The following is an 18,690-nucleotide window of genomic DNA, read 5'->3' as shown; positions in this document are numbered from 1 at the left end:
GCCGCATGGAAGATAAAAAAGTATTATTATCGATTAAGGACTTACAGGTAAAATTCCGTGTCCGCGGCCGTATCCTGACGGCAATCCGGGGCGTAACGCTGGATATTTACGAGAATGAGTCCATTGCTATCGTAGGAGAATCCGGTGCCGGTAAGTCCGTATTCACAAAAGCGTTTGCGGGCATGCTGGACAGCAACGGTTTCATCGATCAGGGAGATATTCTTTTTAACGATGCCGAGCTGAGCGATACCGTTGTGCCGCTGAACTCTTATGCGAAAAAGACCATCGCATCCACCTGGGAGAAACTGAATGAGTATTCCAAACTGGAATACGGCGCAGAAGTATTCCTGAAAATGAAAGCGCTGGAGCAGGAAAAAGAAGAAAAAATGACACTGAGCGAGGAAGAGCGTGAGAAAGCAGATGCTGAAATCAAGGAACTCGTAGGAAAGAGAACCGAACTTTTCAACTACAAGCAGACACTCGATACTTCCAAAGAAAAAGCGAAGGTCAAAGAGACATCCGCCGAGATTTCCAGACTGGACGGCGAGATCAAGGCTCTGCAGAAAGCAAAAGAAGAAAAAATCAAGGCTCACAAACAGGCTGCCATGAACGATACGGCCTACAATCAGGCATATGATGCAAAGATGGCAGAGTACAAAAAAGAGTACGCCGGCCTGACAGCAAAAGAAATTACGGACGAGACGAGAAAGAGAAACGAGATTCTTGCCAAAGAGATCTATCTTTCCGTTGGACGTTACAAACTGCGCAAAAAGGTTCGCATGATCAAAAAGCTGCACGAAGCATTCAAAGCTGCAATGGAGCGCGGTGTGGATCTGAACGATGAGCAGAAACGAAACGGCGTTTTCGACCAGGCGACTTTCCGTGTGCGCTATCTGGATGAAACACCGGAGCGGCTTCATGGAACCTGTATCATTAACCTGGCAAAAATCCAGGATCCGAATGACTGGGGACAGATCCGCGGTAAGAAAATTGCAACGGTATTCCAGGATCCGATGACTTCCCTGAACCCGATCATCACAATCGGAAAACAGATCACTTCTGTTATCATGAAGCATCAGCATGTCAGTGAGGTGGAAGCAAGAGCACAGGCGCTTGAGCTGATGGAAAAGGTTGGTATTCCGAACGCAGAGCAGCGTTTCGATGATTATCCGTTCCAGTATTCCGGCGGTATGAGACAGCGTATCGTTATTGCGATTGCACTTTCCTGCCGTCCGAAGATCCTGATCTGCGATGAGCCGACAACTGCGCTGGACGTTACGATTCAGGCACAGATCCTGAAGCTGATCAAGAATCTTCAGAAAGAGTATAACTACACCATCGTGTTTATTACCCACGACCTTGGTGTCGTAGCGAATATCGCAGACCGTGTTGCCGTTCTGTACGCAGGACAGATCATCGAGTTTGCGAACGTAGAAGAGCTGTTCTACGATCCGCGCCATCCGTACACCTGGGCACTGCTTTCTTCCCTGCCGCAGCTTGCGGAGAGGAATACAAAGCTGTTCTCGATTACCGGTACTCCGCCGTCTCTGTACAACAAGATTATCGGAGACCCGTTCGCGCCGCGTAACCAGTACTGTCTGAAAATCGACACGCTGGAAGAGCCGCCGATGTTCAAAGTAACGGATACCCATTACGCCAAAACCTGGCTGCTGGATCCGAGAGCACCGAAGACGGAGAAGCCGGAGGCAATTCAGAATATTCACGAAAAATTATTAAAAGCATACAACTTATAGGAGAGTTTGAAAGTGTCTACAAAGCAGGAAAGCAAGACCACTGTTTCGCATCTGCCGGAGCATGGTCCGATTGACGAAAACGGAAGAGAAATCTTACTGCAGGTAAAAAATGTAGATATCACTTTCGGCAAGGGCGATGACGCAGTCAAAGCGGTAAAAAATGCTTCTTTTGACATCTACAAGGGAGAGACCTTCTCCCTCGTAGGCGAGTCCGGTTCCGGAAAGACAACGATTGGCCGTGCGGTCATTCGTGTCAATCCGTGTTCCGCAGGAGAGATTCTGTATAAGGGCGTTAAAATTTCCGGTAAGATTCCGCATTCCCTGGACCGGGAGGTTATCCGAAACATTCAGATGGTATTCCAGGATCCTGCCGCATCGTTAAATGAGCGTGCGACGGTCGATTACATCGTATCCGAGGGTCTTTACAACTTCCATCTGTACGAGAACGAGGCAGACCGTGTGAAAAAGGTAGAGAACATGATCAACGAAGTTGGTCTTCTGCCGGAGCACCTGACCCGTTACCCACATGAGTTCTCCGGCGGCCAGCGCCAGCGTATCGGTCTGGCCCGCGCCATGGTTATGGAGCCGGAGCTGGTTGTAGCCGATGAGCCGATCTCCGCACTGGACGTATCGATCCGTGCCCAGGTCCTCAATCTGCTGAAGAAATTCCAGAGAGAAAAACAGGTTACTTACCTGTTTATCGCCCATGACCTTTCCATCGTTCGGTTCATTTCCGACCGTATCGGTGTTATCTACAAAGGAAATATCGTAGAGGTTGCGGATGCAGAGGAGCTGTTTAACTTCCCGCTGCACCCATACACGCATTCTCTGATTTCTGCGATTCCGATTCCGGATCCGCAGCTCGAGAAGAATAAGGTGCTGTACACCTACGACCCGTCCATCCATGATTATTCCGTGGACAAACCGGAATTCGTGGATATCGGACACAACCACTTTGTATATGGAAATAAAAAAGAGATCGAAGAGTACAAGGCACTCCGTGAAAAGGGAGAGCCGCTGCAGCCGATCACTATCCGAAAGCCTGGCGAGGAAGTAAAAGAGGAGAACCACGAGGTTCATCTTTCCAAGGCGGAAGACGAATTCCTGAAAACTCCGGTTCACGATACCGGAAGTATCTGGTACAAAGTTCTGTCATTCTTCTTCCCGATCATCGGTATCATCGCAGCAATGGTATACAAAAAGAAACAATACTATCACAACTACAAAGCATGCAAGCAGGGTGCGCTGTACGGATTTGCCGTACTTGCCGTGATTCTCCTGATCTTTATCATTGCATTGATTTTAGTTGCCCTATAGTGGACAGGAAAGAAAAAGTGGCCCGGAACCAGAAAAAGGTTCCGGTGCCGCTTTTTTGATTTACAGGAGGCTTCGTTGAACTTTCCTGTCCGATTTTACTTGACGGGCGATGTGTTTTTTGGGACAATAAATCACAGCAGAAAAGGAAATTAGAATGAAAGAGGAGTAAAAGAATGGGAAGAACAGTAAAAGATCCAAACAGACGGCGGCCGAAGCCGGTGCAGAAAGTTCAGCTCTCCGAAAAGAATGTCGGACGGCGCATCGTGCTTGTGGTACTGCTTCTGGCGATCGGATCCGGTTTTCTGGTGTATGGTTTTATGAATTTTCTGTGCGGCGATTCCGGCTGGCGCGAAATCAGCGTAAAGGCGGGCGCGGAGCTGAACTGCAGCGAGGATTTCACGCTGAAATATAATGTCGGCGCAGGCGGCGTTTCTGCAGGCGGGGAGGCAAAGGCACTCTCGCTGATTTATACCGATGCGGCGGTGAAGGGCTACCGGCTTTTCAATATCGACGAGAGTTTCGATGATGTGACAAACCTGTACGATATCAACCAGCATCCAAACGAAGTGATGACGGTAGATCCGGTTTTGTACGATGCCCTGAAAAAAGTATCCGATGCCAACTGCCGGGAAATCTATCTGGGACCGCTGTACGCGTCACTGGAAAATCTCTGCATGAGCAATGATGATGCGGTCGCAGCACAGTTCGATCCGGAGAAGGATGATGATGCGGCAGAGGAAGCGGCAGCGGTCGCAGCCTTTGCGCAGAACCCGGATGACATTTCCCTGGAATTCCCGGGAGAAAACCAGGTCTGCCTGCATGTGTCGGATGCGTATCAGGCATACGCCGCAGAGATGGGCTACACGGCGTATCTCGACTATTTCTGGATGAAAAATGCTTTTTTGATTGACTATCTGGCGGACACGATCCGCGGCGGGGGCTATCAGCTCGGCATTATTTCCAGCAAGGACGGATTTGTGCGCTGTCTCGATGAAACAGGGGAAAAAGAGTACCAGTACCCGCTGTATCATCTTTCCGGGAATGAAATTCAGTCACATGGAACGATGACGTACGAAGGACCGAAAAGCATCGTATTTTTCCACGCTTACCAGGCGGGCAGCCCGGATACGTACCGCTATTACCAGTATCAGGACGGAACGATGCGCACGCCGTATCTTAGCGCGGCGGACGGAAAAGACCACACAGCAGCATCCGAACTGATCGCCTATTCCGGTGAATATGGCTGTGCCGATACGCTGCTTGCAGCATTTTCTGATTATCAGGCCGAATCGCTTTCCAGGGAGTCCCTGGAAACACTGACTTCACAGAACATTTACAGTATCTGGTTTGAGAACGATGAGATTCAGACGACAGATGAAGATCTTGCCGTAATCGTAGGAAATGAATAAAAAACAAACCAGATTTGCATTGTACAATTGCAGTTGAAATGGTAGAATAAAAACAGGATTTGTTAGTTGAAGACAGAAAAAAAGGAGGGGTTATAATTTTGAAAATGGAAGAAAAATTATACGATTATATGGATTGGGCGGAAATAGAAGCCGTGGTCTATTCCGAGGAAAATCATCCAAGAGACATCCTGGGACCACGTGTAACGGAGGATGGTATTTTGATTCAGGCGTTTTTCCCCGGGGCAACCCGCGCAGCCGTACATACGATCCCTGACGGAAAACAGACCGAGATGGTCTGCGAGGATGAGGCAGGATTTTTCGCTGTGCTGCTTCCGGGAAAGAAAATTCCGTCTTATACGCTGATCTACTGGGATGGCGACGGAAACCAGATGGAGCATTACGATCCATACGCCTACCCGATGCAGTTCACCGAGCAGGAACAGAAACAGTTTGAAAACGGCATCTGCTATTCCATCTATGAGAAGCTGGGTGCACACCCGGTCAAAATTGATGGGATCAGCGGCGTTTACTTCGCTGTCTGGGCACCGAATGCGATCCGTGTCAGCGTTGTCGGAAATTTCAATAACTGGGACGGAAGAGCATATCAGATGAATCTTCTGGAGTCCGGGATCTATGAACTCTTTATCCCTGGTGTCCGCGCGGGCGACATCTATAAATACGAAATCAAGGCAAAGGGCGGTCTGACGTATCTGAAATCGGATCCGTACGCGAATGCAGCACAGCTGCGTCCGAACAATGCGAGTGTTGTGTTTGATCTTGGAAAATATGAATGGCAGGACGAAAACTGGATGAAAAAGCGTGGCGTCGCACAGAGCGACAAAGCGCCGATCTCTGTTTATGAAGTGCATCTTGGCTCCTGGAAAAAACCGGACGATGGCCGTGAATTTTATAACTACCGTGAGATCGCTCCGATGCTGGCTTCTTACGTGAAAGAGCTCGGCTACACCCATGTTGAGCTGATGCCGGTGATGGAGCATCCGCTCGATGAATCCTGGGGTTATCAGGTAACGGGCTATTACGCACCGACAGCACGTTACGGAACGCCGGATGACTTCCGCTATTTTATGGATACAATGCACCAGAACGACATAGGTGTTATTCTCGACTGGGTACCGGCACACTTCCCGCGCGATACCTTCGGACTTTCTGCGTTTGACGGAACGTGTCTGTACGAGCATTTCGATCCGAGACAGGGATCACATCCGCACTGGGGCACGCTGATTTACAATTACGGAAGACCGGAAGTAAAGAACTTCCTGATTGCCAATGCTCTTTTCTGGGCAAAAGAGTACCATGCCGACGGAATCCGTATGGATGCGGTTGCATCGATGCTGTATCTTGATTATGGCAAGCAGGACGGGGAGTGGGTCGCAAATATCTACGGCGGAAATGAGAACCTTGAGGCGATCGAATTTTTAAAACATCTGAACTCCATCTTCAAAAAAGAGTTCCCGGATGCGCTTCTTATCGCAGAGGAATCGACCGCATGGCCGAAGGTGACGGGAGACCTCGATGACGAAGGCCTTGGCTTCGACTACAAGTGGAACATGGGCTGGATGAATGATTTTACGGAATATATGAAAAACGATCCGGTATACCGCGGGGCACATCACGATCAGCTGACTTTTTCTATGGTATATGCATACTCGGAGAAATTCATGCTGAGTCTGTCGCACGATGAAGTGGTTCATCTGAAGGGATCCATGTATACCAAAATGCCGGGTACACCGGAGCAGAAAATGGCAAATCTTCGTCTGGCGTACGCTTATCAGATGGTGCATCCCGGAAAGAAGCTTTTGTTTATGGGACAGGAATTCGGACAGGAAAAAGAGTGGAATGAGAAACAGTCCCTGTCCTGGGAGCTTCTTGAGGACAAGGAACATCTGCAGTTAAAGAACTATATGGCGGCACTTCATGCATTCTACAAAGCAAATCCGGCATTGTATCAGCTGGATGAAAAGCCGGAGGGCTTTGAGTGGATCAATGGCATGGAGTGGGAGAAGAATCTTCTGATCTTCCTTCGCAGAACAAAGAAGAAAGAAGATACGCTGCTTGTCGTATGCAACTTCTCGAATGTCGAGTACGATGATTTCCGCATTGGTGTGCCGTATCCGGGAAAGTACAAAGAGATGTTCAACAGCGATGCAGAAGCTTATGGCGGAACAGGCGTCGGAAATCCACGCGTGAAAATGTCGAAAAAAACAGAGTGCGACGAGCGGAAAAACTCGATTACCGTGAAACTCGCACCGCTTTCCGTTCAGATATTTTCTTATACGAAGCCGGAGACAGGCGCTGCAAGCAATAAGAGCGCAAAGGCAAAAACTGCAGCAAAAGCGGCAGCAGAGAAGAAAACCGGAAAGAAGAGAAAACCGGCTGGAAAAACGGAAGAAGCAGTAAAAGCAAAGAAAACAACAAAGACTGCCCAAAAAGCAGAGAAAAAGGTATCGGAAAAAACGGCCAAAACCGCAGAGAAAAAGCAGGGAACCACGACTGCGACAGAGAAGGTCGAGAAAGCCGTAAAGCAGGCGATCGACAGTAAACCGGTGAAAACGGTAGAGCAGACGGTGGACAAGCTGGTGAAAGTCGGAAAATCCGCAGCGGCAGAGGCAGCAAAAGCCGTGGAAAAATACCGCGCAGCCGCCGATCCGGAAAAGAAACCGGCTACAAAGCCGGAAACCAAGTCGGAAGCAAAATCAGAGGCAAAACCAGAGACAAAAACGAAAAAAAGCACAGGTATGAGCAAACTCGGCGAGGAGCTGCAGAGAAAATTCGAGACAGAGGAGAAATAACACATGGTGAATCTGACAGCGGCAGAACGCGTCTATGAATACTGGATCAACAAAGTCTCCTCAGCTGCCGATCTGGTGCTGAAGATCGTGTTTGCAGTAATCCTTCTTCTGATTGCACGGAAACTGATCCTGTGGCTCTGCGGGCTGATCCGGAAAAACATGCGGCGTTTTCAAATGGAGGAGGCGGTGATCAGTTTCACCGTTTCCCTGGTGAAATACAGCCTGAACGCTCTGCTGGTGCTGACGATTATCGTTCAGCTCGGCATCGTATCCGAAGCGTCGATCGCGGCAGCCATCGCCTCCGCCGGCGTTGCCGTATCCCTGGCACTGCAGGGCGGCCTCTCGAACTTTGCAGGCGGCGTGATGATTCTTCTGCTGAAGCCATTTAAAGTCGGTGACTACATTATCTTCCCGGGCGAAGGCCAGGAGGGAACGGTCAAAAAGATTGAGATGTATTACACGACAATCAACAGCATCGACAACCGTACCATCATGATCCCGAACGCCAATCTTACGAATCACACCATCATCAACGTGACGGCAATGGACCGCAGAAAGCTGGAGATCAAAGTCGGCATTTCCTATGAGTCCGATATCAGAAAAGCGAAGGACATCCTGCGCCGCCTCGTTGAGGAGGAGCCGCATTTTCAGTCGGAGGAGCAGCAGTTTTTCGTAGATGAGCTGGGCGAGAGCGCGATCACGGTCGGTCTGCGCGCCTGGGTCGCAACGGAAAATTACTGGCCGGTCAAATGGAAAATGAATGAGCGCATCAAAGAAGAGTTTGACGCGGCGGGAATTTCCATCCCGTATAACCAGCTCGATGTCCACATCTGCCCGGAACCGGCGAACAAAAAAGCCGGAAAAGGCGATAAATAAAGGATGTTTTGAAAATTAACCCTTGCAATTGCACGGAAAAGGTGCTATAGTAGAACTGTTAATAAGTGACTGTTAAGGAGTGGACGATTTCGTCCACTCTTTCTTGTGTACAGGGAAATGAAAGAATTTTTCGGAAGTTTCCCTGAATCAAAAAGGTGGTGAGGATTTGAGCAGAAGAGAAGAATACGAACAGAAGGCAGAAGAACTGATCACTCCGATTGTAGAAGCCAATGGTTTTGAACTGGTGGATGTGGAGTATGTCAAAGAGGGCGGTACCTGGTACCTGCGTGCTTACATCGACAAAGAAGGCGGAATCACCGTGGATGACTGCGAAATCGTCAGCCGTGCATTTTCTGACCGGCTGGACGCAGAGGACTTTATCGATGACGCCTATATCATGGAGGTCAGCTCTCCGGGTCTTGGACGTCCGTTGAAAAAAGAGAAGGACTACAAGAGAAGCATGGGAAAAGAGCTGGAAATCCGGACATACCGTGCGATCGAGAGAAACCGGGAATTTTACGGAATACTCACCGCATATGATGATAACAGTGTGACCATTTTGGAGGAAGACGGCAACGAACGCGTATTCCAGAAAAGCGATATTGCATTGATCCGTTTAGCATTTGATTTCTAAACAGACGCAGATACAGGAGGAAAAGAGAAAAATGAATACAGAATTAATGGAGGCCCTTGAAGTTCTTGAGAAAGAGAAGAATATCAGCAAAGATACGCTGCTGGAAGCAATCGAGCAGTCGCTGATCCAGGCCTGTAAAAACCATTTTGGCAAAGCAGATAATGTAAAGGTAAGCATTAACGCCCAGACTGGTGATTTCAAAGTCGTAGCAGAGAAAACCGTTGTTGATCTGGTACAGGATCCGATCATGGAGATCGCCCTTTCCGATGCAAAACGTGCAGACTCCCGCTATGAACTCGGCGATATCGTTCCGGTAGAGATCAAATCCAAAGAGTTCGGCCGTATTGCAACCCAGAATGCCAAAAACGTCATTCTTCAGAAGATCCGTGAGGAAGAGCGTAAAGTTCTGTTTGATCAGTACTTCGAGAAAGAGCACGATGTGGTTACCGGTGTGGTACAGCGCTATGTAGGACGCAACGTCAGCATCAACCTCGGAAAAGTAGACGCTCTGCTGACCGAGAACGAGCAGGTCAAAGGCGAGAAATTTGAGCCGACCCAGCGTGTGAAAGTATACGTTCTGGAAGTAAAGAATACAACTAAGGGACCGAAAGTCATGGTATCCCGTACCCATCCGGAACTCGTAAAACGTCTCTTTGAATCTGAGGTTTCCGAGGTTGCAGAAGGCATTGTAGAGATCAAGAGCATCGCCCGTGAGGCAGGAAGCCGTACGAAAATGGCAGTATGGTCCAACGATCCGAACGTTGATGCAGTCGGCGCATGCGTCGGTATGAACGGAAGCCGTGTCAACGCGGTTGTCAACGAGCTGAACGGCGAGAAGATCGATATCATCACATGGGATGAGAACCCGGCGCTCCTGATCGAGAACGCACTGAGCCCGGCAAAAGTTATCTCCGTTATGGCAGACCCGGATGAGAAGACCGCAAAGGTTATCGTTCCGGATTACCAGCTTTCCCTTGCCATCGGTAAAGAGGGACAGAACGCAAGACTTGCTGCACGTCTGACCGGATTCAAGATCGACATCAAGAGCGAGACCCAGGCACGCGAGGCAGGAGACTTTGACTACGTAGAAGAAGAGGAATACGAGGAAGAGGACAATTACGATGAGTCCGCAGCAGAGGAGGAAATCATCTCTGCAGAAGAAGACTTCGACGAGAATGATGTGGAAACAGCAGAGGAAGCCGGAGACGAAGAGTAATTAAAATAAAAACAAAGGCGGGATGAGCATTTGAGTACAGTTCGTAAAGTGCCGCTGCGTAAATGCATTGGCTGCAATGAAATGAAAAACAAAAAAGAAATGATCCGCGTGGTGAAAACCACTGAAGGAACGATTGTTCCGGATACAACCGGAAGAATGAACGGACGCGGTGCTTATGTCTGCTCTCTGGAATGCCTGGGGAAAGCAATGAAAAACAAAGGACTTTCCCGTTCTATGAAGGCAGAAATTCCATCAGAGGTTTATGAGCAGTTAAAGGAGGCATTTGCGAAGATTGAACAGTCAAAGTAAAGGATTATCCATGCTGGGCCTTGCCATGAAGGCGGGTAAGGTATCGAGCGGCGAATTTGCGACCGAGCAGGCCGTAAAGAGCGGCAGCGCATACCTTGTCATTCTGGCGGAAACGGCGTCGGCCAATACACAGAAGAAATTTCGCAATATGTGTGCATACTATAAAGTGCCATGCATTCTTTTTGGGGACAAAGAGCAGCTTGGAAGAGCCATCGGAAGAGAATACCGTTCTTCCCTTGCCGTATGTGAAGCGCATTTTGCAGAAAAAATAGCAGCATTGTTGGCAGAAGCGTAAGGCGTAAGGCCGGAAAGGTCGGTGGATGGATGCAGGAAACACGAAAACCGCAGAAAGAGGAGAGAAGATCATTGGAAAAGAAAGATACAGAAAATATGGAAATGAAGAAGCCGGAAGAGCAGGCAAAACCGAAGAAAAAGAAAATTATTTCCGTTGTGCGTCCGCAGAACGCAACAAGTAAAGAAGCAAAAGAGTTCACAAAGAACCAGGGACAGAAAAAAGACCGTCCGTCCCGCGGAAACGGCCGTCCGGAAGGAAACCGCAATGGAAACGGAAGAAGCGAGGACCGTCCGAACCGTGGAAACGGAAACGGCGGAAATGGAGATCGTCCGAACCGCAATGGAGACCGTCCGCAGGGAGAGCGCCGTTTCAACAATAACGGAGACCGTCCGAACCGCAATGGAGACCGTCCGCAGGGAGAGCGCCGCTTCAACAATAACGGAGACCGCCCGAACCGCAGCGGAGACCGTCCGCAGGGAGAACGCCGCTTCGGCGGAAACAATGGAGACCGCCCGAACCGCAGCGGAGACCGTCCGTTCGGAGACCGCAATAACGGCGGAAGAAGTGGAAACGGTGAGAGAAGCGGAAGACCATTCGGTGAGCGTTCCGCACGTCCAAACGGAGGCAGACCGGGAAATAATGGCGGAAGACCGTTCGCAGGAAAGGATGATGATTCCCAGAATCAGAACCGCCGTCCGGGAGGAGACCGCCGCAGAACCGAGCATAAGAGCTCTGCAGGCGATACAATGAGCCTTGGCATCAAGAAGCCAGGCCGTGATACAGGAAGAAAAGAAAAAGACAAAAACAAAGATTCTTTAAGAGAAAATAAATTCAGTGAAGACAGAGGAAGAGGCGGAAACCGTCCGAACCAGGGACATCATCAGCAGTCCAGACTCCCGAAAGCGCTCCAGAAACCGGTCAACAAACCGAAACAGGAAGCACCGAAGGACGAGGTAAAGGAGATTACCCTGCCGGAGAAAATGACCATCCGCGAGCTGGCTGAGAAGATGAAAATGCAGCCGGCAGTCATCGTAAAGAAACTGTTCATGGAAGGAACGATGGTTACCGTAAACCATGAGATCGATTTCGAAAAAGCACAGGAAATCGCGCTTGATTATAACATTATCGCTGAGCCGGAAGAGAAAGTCGATGTGATCGAAGAGCTCTTAAAAGAGGACGAAGAGGATGAAAAAGACATGGTTCCGCGTCCGCCGGTAGTCTGCGTTATGGGACACGTTGACCACGGTAAAACATCTCTTCTGGACTGCATCCGGAACACCCATGTCACCGACCGCGAGGCTGGCGGTATTACCCAGCACATCGGTGCATACACCGTTTCGATCAACAAACAGAAGATTACGTTCCTCGATACCCCGGGACATGAGGCATTCACCGCTATGCGTATGCGTGGAGCCAATGCAACGGATATCGCCATCCTCGTTGTCGCAGCAGACGACGGTGTGATGCCGCAGACCGTTGAGGCAATCAACCATGCAAAAGCAGCCGGCGTTGAGATCATCGTTGCGATCAATAAGATCGATAAACCAGGCGCAAACGTAGAGCGTGTAAAACAGGAGCTCTCCGAGTACGAACTGATTCCGGAGGACTGGGGCGGAAGCACCGTATTCGTTCCGGTATCTGCAAAGAACAACGAAGGTATCGACGATCTGCTTGAGATGATCCTTCTGACTTCCGAAGTGCTCGAGCTGAAAGCAAACCCGAACCGAAAAGCAAGAGGTCTTGTCATCGAGGCTGAGCTTGACAAAGGAAAAGGACCGGTTGCTACCATTCTGGTACAGAAAGGTACCCTGCATGTCGGCGATTACATCGCAGCAGGCGCATGCTCCGGTAAAGTCCGTGCGATGATGGATGATAAGGGACGCCGCGTCAAGGAGGCAGGCCCGTCTACTCCGGTTGAGATCCTCGGACTTTCCGATGTTCCGAACGCAGGAGAGATCCTCGTTCAGACCGATAACGATAAAGAAGCAAAGAACTTCGCAGCAACCTTTGTGGCAGAGAACAAGAAGAACCTGCTTGAGGAGACAAAAGCGAAGATGTCCCTGGATGATCTGTTCAACCAGATCCAGGAGGGTAACTTAAAAGAACTGGCACTCGTTGTCAAAGCCGATGTACAGGGATCTGTCGAGGCAGTAAAACAGAGTCTTGTCAAACTCTCCAACGAGGAAGTTGCCGTACGCGTCATCCACGGAGGTGTCGGTGCGATCAACGAGTCCGACGTTATGCTGGCAACCGCATCTTCCGCCATCATTATCGGATTTAACGTACGCCCGGATGCGAACGCAAAATCCATGGCAGAGCAGAACGGCGTAGACATCCGTCTGTACCGTGTCATCTACCAGGCAATTGAGGATGTTGAGGCAGCCATGAAGGGTATGCTCGAGCCGGTTTACGAAGAGAAAGTCATCGGCCATGCCGAGGTACGTCAGCTCTTCAAGGCATCCGGTGTCGGAACAATCGCCGGAAGCTATGTACTGGACGGAACGTTCCAGAGAGGCTGCAAAGTTCGGATCAGCCGCGAAGGAAACCAGATCTTCGAAGGAAATCTGGCATCCCTCAAACGTTTCAAAGACGATGTCAAAGAAGTGCGCTCCGGCTATGAGTGCGGTCTTGTATTTGAAGGATTCAACGATCTTCAGGAGTTCGATCAGGTCGAGGCCTATATCATGGTAGAAGTGCCGAGATAGAAATGAGGAATTAAGTTGAGAAAAAACAGTATTAAAAACACCAGGATCAACGGGGAAGTACAGAAAGAGCTTTCCAATATCATCCGGAACGAGATCAAGGATCCGCGCATCGGAATGATGACCTCTGTCACAGCGGCAGAGGTAGCGCCGGATCTGAAGACGTGTAAAGTATATATCAGTGTATTTGGCGATGAGGAGGCGAAGAAAGAAACCATCCGCGGCTTAAAGAGCGCGGAGGGCTTCATCCGCCGTATGCTGGCCAAGACCATTAACCTCCGCAATACGCCGGAGCTGACCTTTGTCCTGGATGAGTCGATTGAATATGGCGTTACGATGTCGAAACTGATTGATGAAGTAACACACAAAGAAGACAAAAAGGATGAGGAAAATGAAGAAAATTGATGAAATTCTAAACGGAGTCTCCTGTATGGCCATTGCCGGACACGTTCGTCCGGACGGTGACTGCATCGGTTCCTGCCTGGGATTATACCAGTATCTTCGCGACAATCGGCCGGAGATTCAGGCAGATGTCTATCTTGAGGATCCACGGCCGGAATTTTCCTATCTGCCGGGCTTTTCTGAGGTAAAGACAAGCTGTGAAGAGAAAGCGTACGACCTTGTGGTTCTTCTGGATGTATCCAGCGAGGACCGCATCGGCGTTGCCGCACCGCTTCTTGCAAAAGCGGGCAGAACAGTCTGCATCGATCACCATGTGACAAATACAGAATATTGCGAAATCAATCACGTCGAGCCGGATGCAAGCTCTGCCTGCGAGGTGCTGTTCGGTCTTCTGGAGGAAGAAAAGATCTCCGAGCCGTGCGCCGAGGCGCTGTACACCGGTATTGTGACCGATTCCGGTGTATTCCAGTACAGCAGCACCTCTCCGCACACGATGCGGGTTGCGGCCGCTCTGATGGAAAAGGGAGTTCCGTTTACCAGAATCATCGAGGATGCATTCTTCAAGAAAACATACGTACAGAACCAGATTATGGGACGCACGCTGACAGAAAGCATCATGCTTCTCGACAAGCAGTGCATCGTCGGTATCGTGCGGAAAAAGGTCATGGACTTCTATGGCCTGACAACGGGAGATATGGACGGCATTGTCAGCCAGTTAAAAAATACAGAAGGCGTTCACGTAGCGATCTTCCTGTATGAGCTGGAGCCGCAGGTCTTCAAAGTAAGCCTTCGCTCCGACGAGCTGGTTGATGTGAGTAAAATCGCAGCCGTATTCGGCGGCGGCGGCCATATCCGTGCGGCTGGCTGCACGATGTCAGGTTCTCCGTATGATGTAATCAACAATCTGACTCTGTATATCGAAAAACAGCTTCTTGCAGAAGAGGAAGAAGAGACGACAGAGGAAGAAGCATAAACAGGAAACAGCCGGGCGAGAAAATACATCCACGCCCGGTTTTCTTGTGAAAAAGAGGGAGACAAAACAACATGATAAACGGAGTTCTGAACGTATGGAAAGAGGCGGGATTTACGTCGCATGACGTGGTTGCGAAGCTGCGCGGCATCCTGCACCAGAAAAAAATCGGCCACACCGGAACCCTCGACCCGGATGCGACGGGCGTGCTTCCGGTCTGCCTTGGAAAGGGAACGCGTCTCTGCGATATGCTGACTGATGAGACGAAGACGTATGAAGCACTGCTTCACCTTGGAATCGCAACGGATACACAGGATATGAGCGGAACCGTGACAGCAGAAGCCCCGGTGACCGTGACGGAAGAAGAGGTGTGCACCTGCATCGACTCGTTTGTCGGGGAGCAGCAGCAGGTGCCGCCGATGTATTCCGCGCTGAAGGTGAATGGAAAGAAGCTCTATGAGCTGGCGCGGGAAGGCATCGAGATCGAGCGGAAGGCCCGTACGGTGCACTTTTACGAGATCAACATTCTGGAAGTGAAGCTTCCGCTGGTCCGCATGGAGGTAACGTGTTCGAAGGGAACGTATATCCGCACCCTGTGCCACGATATCGGCGAAAAACTGGGCTGCCACGGATGTATGGAGCAGCTGATCCGCACGAGAGTCGGCCAGTTTGACCGAAACGGAGCGCACACGCTTGACGAGATCGCAGCGATTGTCGGTGAGGGCCGCTTTTCGGAGATCCTCGTACCGGTCGATGAAATGTTTGCCGCGCTGCGCAGCTTTGCGACAGCGGACGATCATGCGAAAAAGCTTGCGGAAAACGGAAATCCGCTGAAACCGGCGCAGATCCGCGAAACCGGGGAAACTGCTTCCGGCGGGGACTTCGCAGAAGACGAGGAGTTCCGCCTTTATCTCGATGACGGAACGTTTGTCGGCATTTATCAATACAGACCATCACAAAACTTAACCAGACCGGTCAAGTTATTTCTGGAGAGAACATGAGATATCTAACAAAAACACTGGATTTTGACAGCAGAGGGGACAGCGTTGTAACCCTGGGAAAATTTGACGGCCTCCACCGGGGGCATATGCTTCTGATCCGCCGTGTCCTTGCAATCGGCAGAACGGAAGGACTGGAAACGGTTGTGTTTACGTTTGACGTGCCGCCGCAGTCGAAAGTGCAGCATGTCAGGCCGCATCAGCTGCTGACGAATGAGGAGAGAAGAGCCCGCCTCGAACAGCTTGGCATGGACTGCCTTGTGGAATGCCCGTTTGTGGATGAAGTGATGCGCATGACGCCGGAAGCCTTTATCAAAGAGATTCTGGTGGATAAGCTGCACGCGAAAAAAGTTGTTGTGGGAAAGGATTTCGGTTTTGGCTACAAGAGAAGCGGCACAGCCGAAATGCTGAAAGAAATGGGCCCGTCCCTTGGTTTTGAAACCGAGATCATCGAAAAAGCAGAGGAAAACGGCCGCGAGATCAGCAGCACCTGGGCACGGGAAGAGCTGGAACAGGGCAATATGGAAGCCGTGAGCGGTCTGCTCGGCTACGATTACGCCGTTCACGGTGAGATTGTCCATGGCCATGCACTCGGCAGAACGATCGGCGTGCCGACAATCAATCAGATCCCGCCGGCGGAACAGCTGCTGCCGCCGTTCGGCGTCTACGTTTCCGAGGTGAAAATCGAAGGAAAGATCTATTACGGCATCACGAACATCGGCGTCAAGCCGACGGTACAGGAGAAATTTACCGGCGTGGAGACGAATCTTTTTGACTGCAGCGAGGATCTCTATGGAAAACAGGCAGAGGTTTCTCTGTTAAAATTCCTGCGCCCGGAGCAGAGATTTGCTTCGATTGAAGCGCTGAAAAACCAGCTCGACCATGATGTTGCGGCAGGAAAAAAATATGTAGAAAAGAACTGTAACTACGTGAAAATTCATCGCGAAAACATCTGATTTTAGTATTTACAATTCGAAAAGCGTATGCTATACTAATCGAGTATGTGGGACAAAAAAGATCCCCGGACCCTGATTCAGAGGCAGGACACTCCGACCACTTCTTAGTCAGCGGTGCAATCAAAATAACAGGAGGAATTTAAAATGATTTCGAAAGAAAAAAAACAGGCAATCATCAAAGAGTATGCAAGAACTGAGGGAGATACAGGATCACCGGAAGTACAGGTAGCTGTTCTTACCGCAAGAATCGAGGAGCTCACTGAGCATCTGAAAGTTCACCACAAAGATCATCACTCCAGAAGAGGTCTTCTGAAAATGGTTGGTCAGAGACGTGGTCTGCTTGACTACTTAAAGAAAACTGATATTGAAAGATACCGTGCTTTAATCGAGAAGTTAGGAATCAGAAAATAATCAGCTTGGAACAACGGGCGGGATACATTTTCCGCCCGTTTCTTTGCTTGTAAGATCAAAAACAGCAAACGACATGGAGCCATTCTGGGCGCAGGAATTTTATCCGAGACCACTGAAAAACACATTGAAAAGCTGTATCCTGTCCGTATTCCGGTGTGCTTTTCAGTTGTTTCGGAAATTCTGCTCAGAAGAAAAAAAGGAGATTATTTATGTACAAGAGTTTTTCTATGGAACTGGCAGGCAGAACCCTGACCGTAGACGTAGGCCGTGTAGCAAAACAGGCAAACGGCGCAGCATTTATGCATTATGGCGATACTGTAGTTCTTTCTACAGCAACCGCATCTGAGAAACCGCGTGACGGCATCGACTTCTTCCCATTAAGCGTTGAGTACGAAGAGAAGATGTACGCCGTTGGAAAAATCCCGGGCGGATTCAACAAAAGAGAAGGAAAAGCAAGCGAGCACGCAATTCTGACCAGCCGTGTCATCGACCGTCCGATGCGTCCGCTGTTCCCGAAGGATTACCGTAACGATGTTACCTTAAACAACATGGTAATGTCCGTAGATCCGGAGTGTGATCCGGAAGTAGTCGCAATGCTGGGTTCCGCAATCGCAACCTGCATTTCCGACATCCCGTTTGACGGCCCGTGTGCCATGACCCAGATCGGCATGATCGACGGCGAGTTCATCGTAAACCCGACTCTCGCACAGAAAGCCGTATCTGACCTGAAACTGACCGTAGCTTCCACCAGAGAGAAAGTCATCATGATTGAAGCCGGAGCAAAAGAGATTCCGGAAGCAAAAATGATCGAGGCGATCTACAAAGCACACGAAGTAAACCAGGAAATCATCAAATTCATCGACAGCATTGTAGCAGAGGTTGGAAAACCGAAACACGCTTATGAGAGCTGCGCGATTCCGGAAGAGCTGTTTGCAGCAATCAAAGAGATCGTTCCTCCGGCAGAGATGGAAGAGGCTGTTTTCAGCGATGACAAACAGACCCGTGAAGAAAACATCCGCGTGATCACCGAAAAACTCGAGGAAGCATTTGCTGACAACGAAGAGTGGCTGGCAGTATTAGGCGAGGCTGTTTACCAGTATCAGAAGAAGACCGTTCGTAAGATGATCTTAAAAGACCACAAACGTCCGGACGGCCGTGCGATCACAGAAATCCGTCCTCTGGCAGCAGAGGTTGACATTATCCCGCGTGTTCATGGTTCCGCTATGTTCACCCGTGGACAGACTCAGATCTGCAACGTAACAACTCTGGCTCCGCTTTCCGAGGCTCAGAAGCTGGACGGACTGGACGAGTTCGAGACCTCCAAACGTTACATGCATCAGTATAACTTCCCGTCCTACTCTGTAGGCGAGACGAAACCATCCCGTGGACCGGGACGCCGTGAGATCGGCCATGGAGCTCTGGCAGAACGTGCCCTTGTTCCGGTGCTTCCGACCGAGGAGGAGTTCCCGTACGCAATCCGTACCGTATCCGAGACCTTCGAGTCCAACGGTTCTACTTCCCAGGCAAGTATCTGTGCATCCACCATGTCTCTTGAGGCTGCCGGTGTACCGATTAAGAAGCCGGTTGCAGGTATTTCCTGTGGTCTTGTAACAGGTGACATAGATGATGAT

16 protein-coding genes are annotated in these 18,690 nt (G+C 49.9%); all 16 read left to right on the top strand.

The features are described 5' to 3' along the window. Window positions 1-5 precede the first annotated feature (5 nt). Window positions 6-1,754 (top strand): oligopeptide ABC transporter ATP-binding protein OppD, encoded by a 1,749-nt coding sequence (gene oppD, locus ACY2VT_RS06910; RefSeq protein WP_461879378.1) that lies wholly within the window; start codon window positions 6-8, stop codon window positions 1,752-1,754. Window positions 1,755-1,766: 12 nt separating this feature from the next. Beyond that, the gene (locus tag ACY2VT_RS06905; RefSeq protein ID WP_461873313.1) at window positions 1,767-3,071 is read left to right on the top strand and encodes an ATP-binding cassette domain-containing protein; all 1,305 of its coding nucleotides are present in this window, start codon (window positions 1,767-1,769) and stop codon (window positions 3,069-3,071) included. A gap of 173 nt (window positions 3,072-3,244) precedes the next feature. Then, window positions 3,245-4,480: a hypothetical protein gene (locus tag ACY2VT_RS06900; RefSeq protein WP_461879377.1), complete on the top strand. Its 1,236-nt coding sequence runs from the start codon at window positions 3,245-3,247 to the stop codon at window positions 4,478-4,480. A gap of 104 nt (window positions 4,481-4,584) precedes the next feature. Beyond that, window positions 4,585-7,290, top strand: a complete 2,706-nt coding sequence (gene glgB / locus ACY2VT_RS06895) for a 1,4-alpha-glucan branching protein GlgB (protein ID WP_461879376.1) — start codon at window positions 4,585-4,587, stop codon at window positions 7,288-7,290. 3 nt (window positions 7,291-7,293) lie between these two features. Next, window positions 7,294-8,166, top strand: coding sequence for a mechanosensitive ion channel family protein (locus ACY2VT_RS06890; RefSeq protein ID WP_461873315.1), 873 nt, complete (start codon window positions 7,294-7,296; stop codon window positions 8,164-8,166). Window positions 8,167-8,332: 166 nt separating this feature from the next. Next, on the top strand, window positions 8,333-8,800 hold the full coding sequence (locus tag ACY2VT_RS06885) for a ribosome maturation factor RimP (RefSeq protein ID WP_461879375.1): 468 nt from the start codon (window positions 8,333-8,335) through the stop codon (window positions 8,798-8,800). Between the two features lie 31 nt (window positions 8,801-8,831). Next, on the top strand, window positions 8,832-10,016 hold the full coding sequence (nusA, locus tag ACY2VT_RS06880) for a transcription termination factor NusA (protein WP_461873316.1): 1,185 nt from the start codon (window positions 8,832-8,834) through the stop codon (window positions 10,014-10,016). A 30-nt stretch (window positions 10,017-10,046) separates the two neighbouring features. Next, window positions 10,047-10,325 (top strand): RNase P modulator RnpM, encoded by a 279-nt coding sequence (gene rnpM / locus ACY2VT_RS06875; RefSeq protein ID WP_461879374.1) that lies wholly within the window; start codon window positions 10,047-10,049, stop codon window positions 10,323-10,325. Continuing rightward, window positions 10,309-10,620, top strand: coding sequence for a L7Ae/L30e/S12e/Gadd45 family ribosomal protein (locus ACY2VT_RS06870; protein ID WP_055221524.1), 312 nt, complete (start codon window positions 10,309-10,311; stop codon window positions 10,618-10,620). The genes rnpM and ACY2VT_RS06870 overlap by 17 nt, the downstream gene beginning before the upstream one ends. Window positions 10,621-10,715: 95 nt before the next feature. After that, complete coding sequence (gene infB / locus ACY2VT_RS06865; protein ID WP_461879401.1) at window positions 10,716-13,325, top strand: translation initiation factor IF-2; 2,610 nt, start codon at window positions 10,716-10,718, stop codon at window positions 13,323-13,325. Window positions 13,326-13,340: 15 nt separating this feature from the next. Beyond that, window positions 13,341-13,727 (top strand): 30S ribosome-binding factor RbfA, encoded by a 387-nt coding sequence (rbfA, locus tag ACY2VT_RS06860; protein WP_461873317.1) that lies wholly within the window; start codon window positions 13,341-13,343, stop codon window positions 13,725-13,727. After that, a complete protein-coding gene (locus ACY2VT_RS06855; protein WP_461873318.1) occupies window positions 13,714-14,697 on the top strand; it encodes a DHH family phosphoesterase in 984 nt (327 codons plus the stop codon). Before rbfA ends, ACY2VT_RS06855 begins: the two co-directional genes overlap by 14 nt. Before the next feature lie 71 nt (window positions 14,698-14,768). Next, on the top strand, window positions 14,769-15,695 hold the full coding sequence (truB, locus tag ACY2VT_RS06850) for a tRNA pseudouridine(55) synthase TruB (protein WP_461879373.1): 927 nt from the start codon (window positions 14,769-14,771) through the stop codon (window positions 15,693-15,695). Continuing rightward, window positions 15,692-16,648 carry a bifunctional riboflavin kinase/FAD synthetase gene (locus tag ACY2VT_RS06845; RefSeq protein WP_461879372.1) on the top strand — a complete coding sequence of 319 codons (957 nt, stop codon included), beginning with the start codon at window positions 15,692-15,694 and terminating at the stop codon, window positions 16,646-16,648. Before truB ends, ACY2VT_RS06845 begins: the two co-directional genes overlap by 4 nt. Before the next feature lie 144 nt (window positions 16,649-16,792). Then, window positions 16,793-17,059: a 30S ribosomal protein S15 gene (gene rpsO, locus ACY2VT_RS06840; RefSeq protein WP_022462935.1), complete on the top strand. Its 267-nt coding sequence runs from the start codon at window positions 16,793-16,795 to the stop codon at window positions 17,057-17,059. A 209-nt stretch (window positions 17,060-17,268) separates the two neighbouring features. Further along, a partial coding sequence (locus ACY2VT_RS06835) for a polyribonucleotide nucleotidyltransferase (RefSeq protein ID WP_461879371.1) occupies window positions 17,269-18,690 on the top strand: 1,422 nt, incomplete at its 3' end.

The sequence above is a fragment of the Fusicatenibacter sp. genome (assembly GCF_050872605.1).
In the GTDB taxonomy this organism is placed as follows: Bacteria; Bacillota; Clostridia; order Lachnospirales; family Lachnospiraceae; genus Fusicatenibacter.
This window is presented reverse-complemented; position numbering and strand designations above follow the sequence as displayed.

Excerpts from the sequence above, each read along its gene's own strand:
- rpsO (WP_022462935.1), top strand. The coding sequence starts at position 16,793 with ATGATTTCGAAAGAAAAAAAACAGGCAATCATCAAAGAGTATGCAAGA.
- oppD (WP_461879378.1), top strand. The coding sequence starts at position 6 with ATGGAAGATAAAAAAGTATTATTATCGATTAAGGACTTACAGGTAAAA.
- truB (WP_461879373.1), top strand. The coding sequence starts at position 14,769 with ATGATAAACGGAGTTCTGAACGTATGGAAAGAGGCGGGATTTACGTCG.
- ACY2VT_RS06845 (WP_461879372.1), top strand. The coding sequence starts at position 15,692 with ATGAGATATCTAACAAAAACACTGGATTTTGACAGCAGAGGGGACAGC.
- glgB (WP_461879376.1), top strand. The coding sequence starts at position 4,585 with ATGGAAGAAAAATTATACGATTATATGGATTGGGCGGAAATAGAAGCC.
- ACY2VT_RS06890 (WP_461873315.1), top strand. The coding sequence starts at position 7,294 with ATGGTGAATCTGACAGCGGCAGAACGCGTCTATGAATACTGGATCAAC.
- ACY2VT_RS06855 (WP_461873318.1), top strand. The coding sequence starts at position 13,714 with ATGAAGAAAATTGATGAAATTCTAAACGGAGTCTCCTGTATGGCCATT.
- ACY2VT_RS06900 (WP_461879377.1), top strand. The coding sequence starts at position 3,245 with ATGGGAAGAACAGTAAAAGATCCAAACAGACGGCGGCCGAAGCCGGTG.
- infB (WP_461879401.1), top strand. The coding sequence starts at position 10,716 with ATGGAAATGAAGAAGCCGGAAGAGCAGGCAAAACCGAAGAAAAAGAAA.
- nusA (WP_461873316.1), top strand. The coding sequence starts at position 8,832 with ATGAATACAGAATTAATGGAGGCCCTTGAAGTTCTTGAGAAAGAGAAG.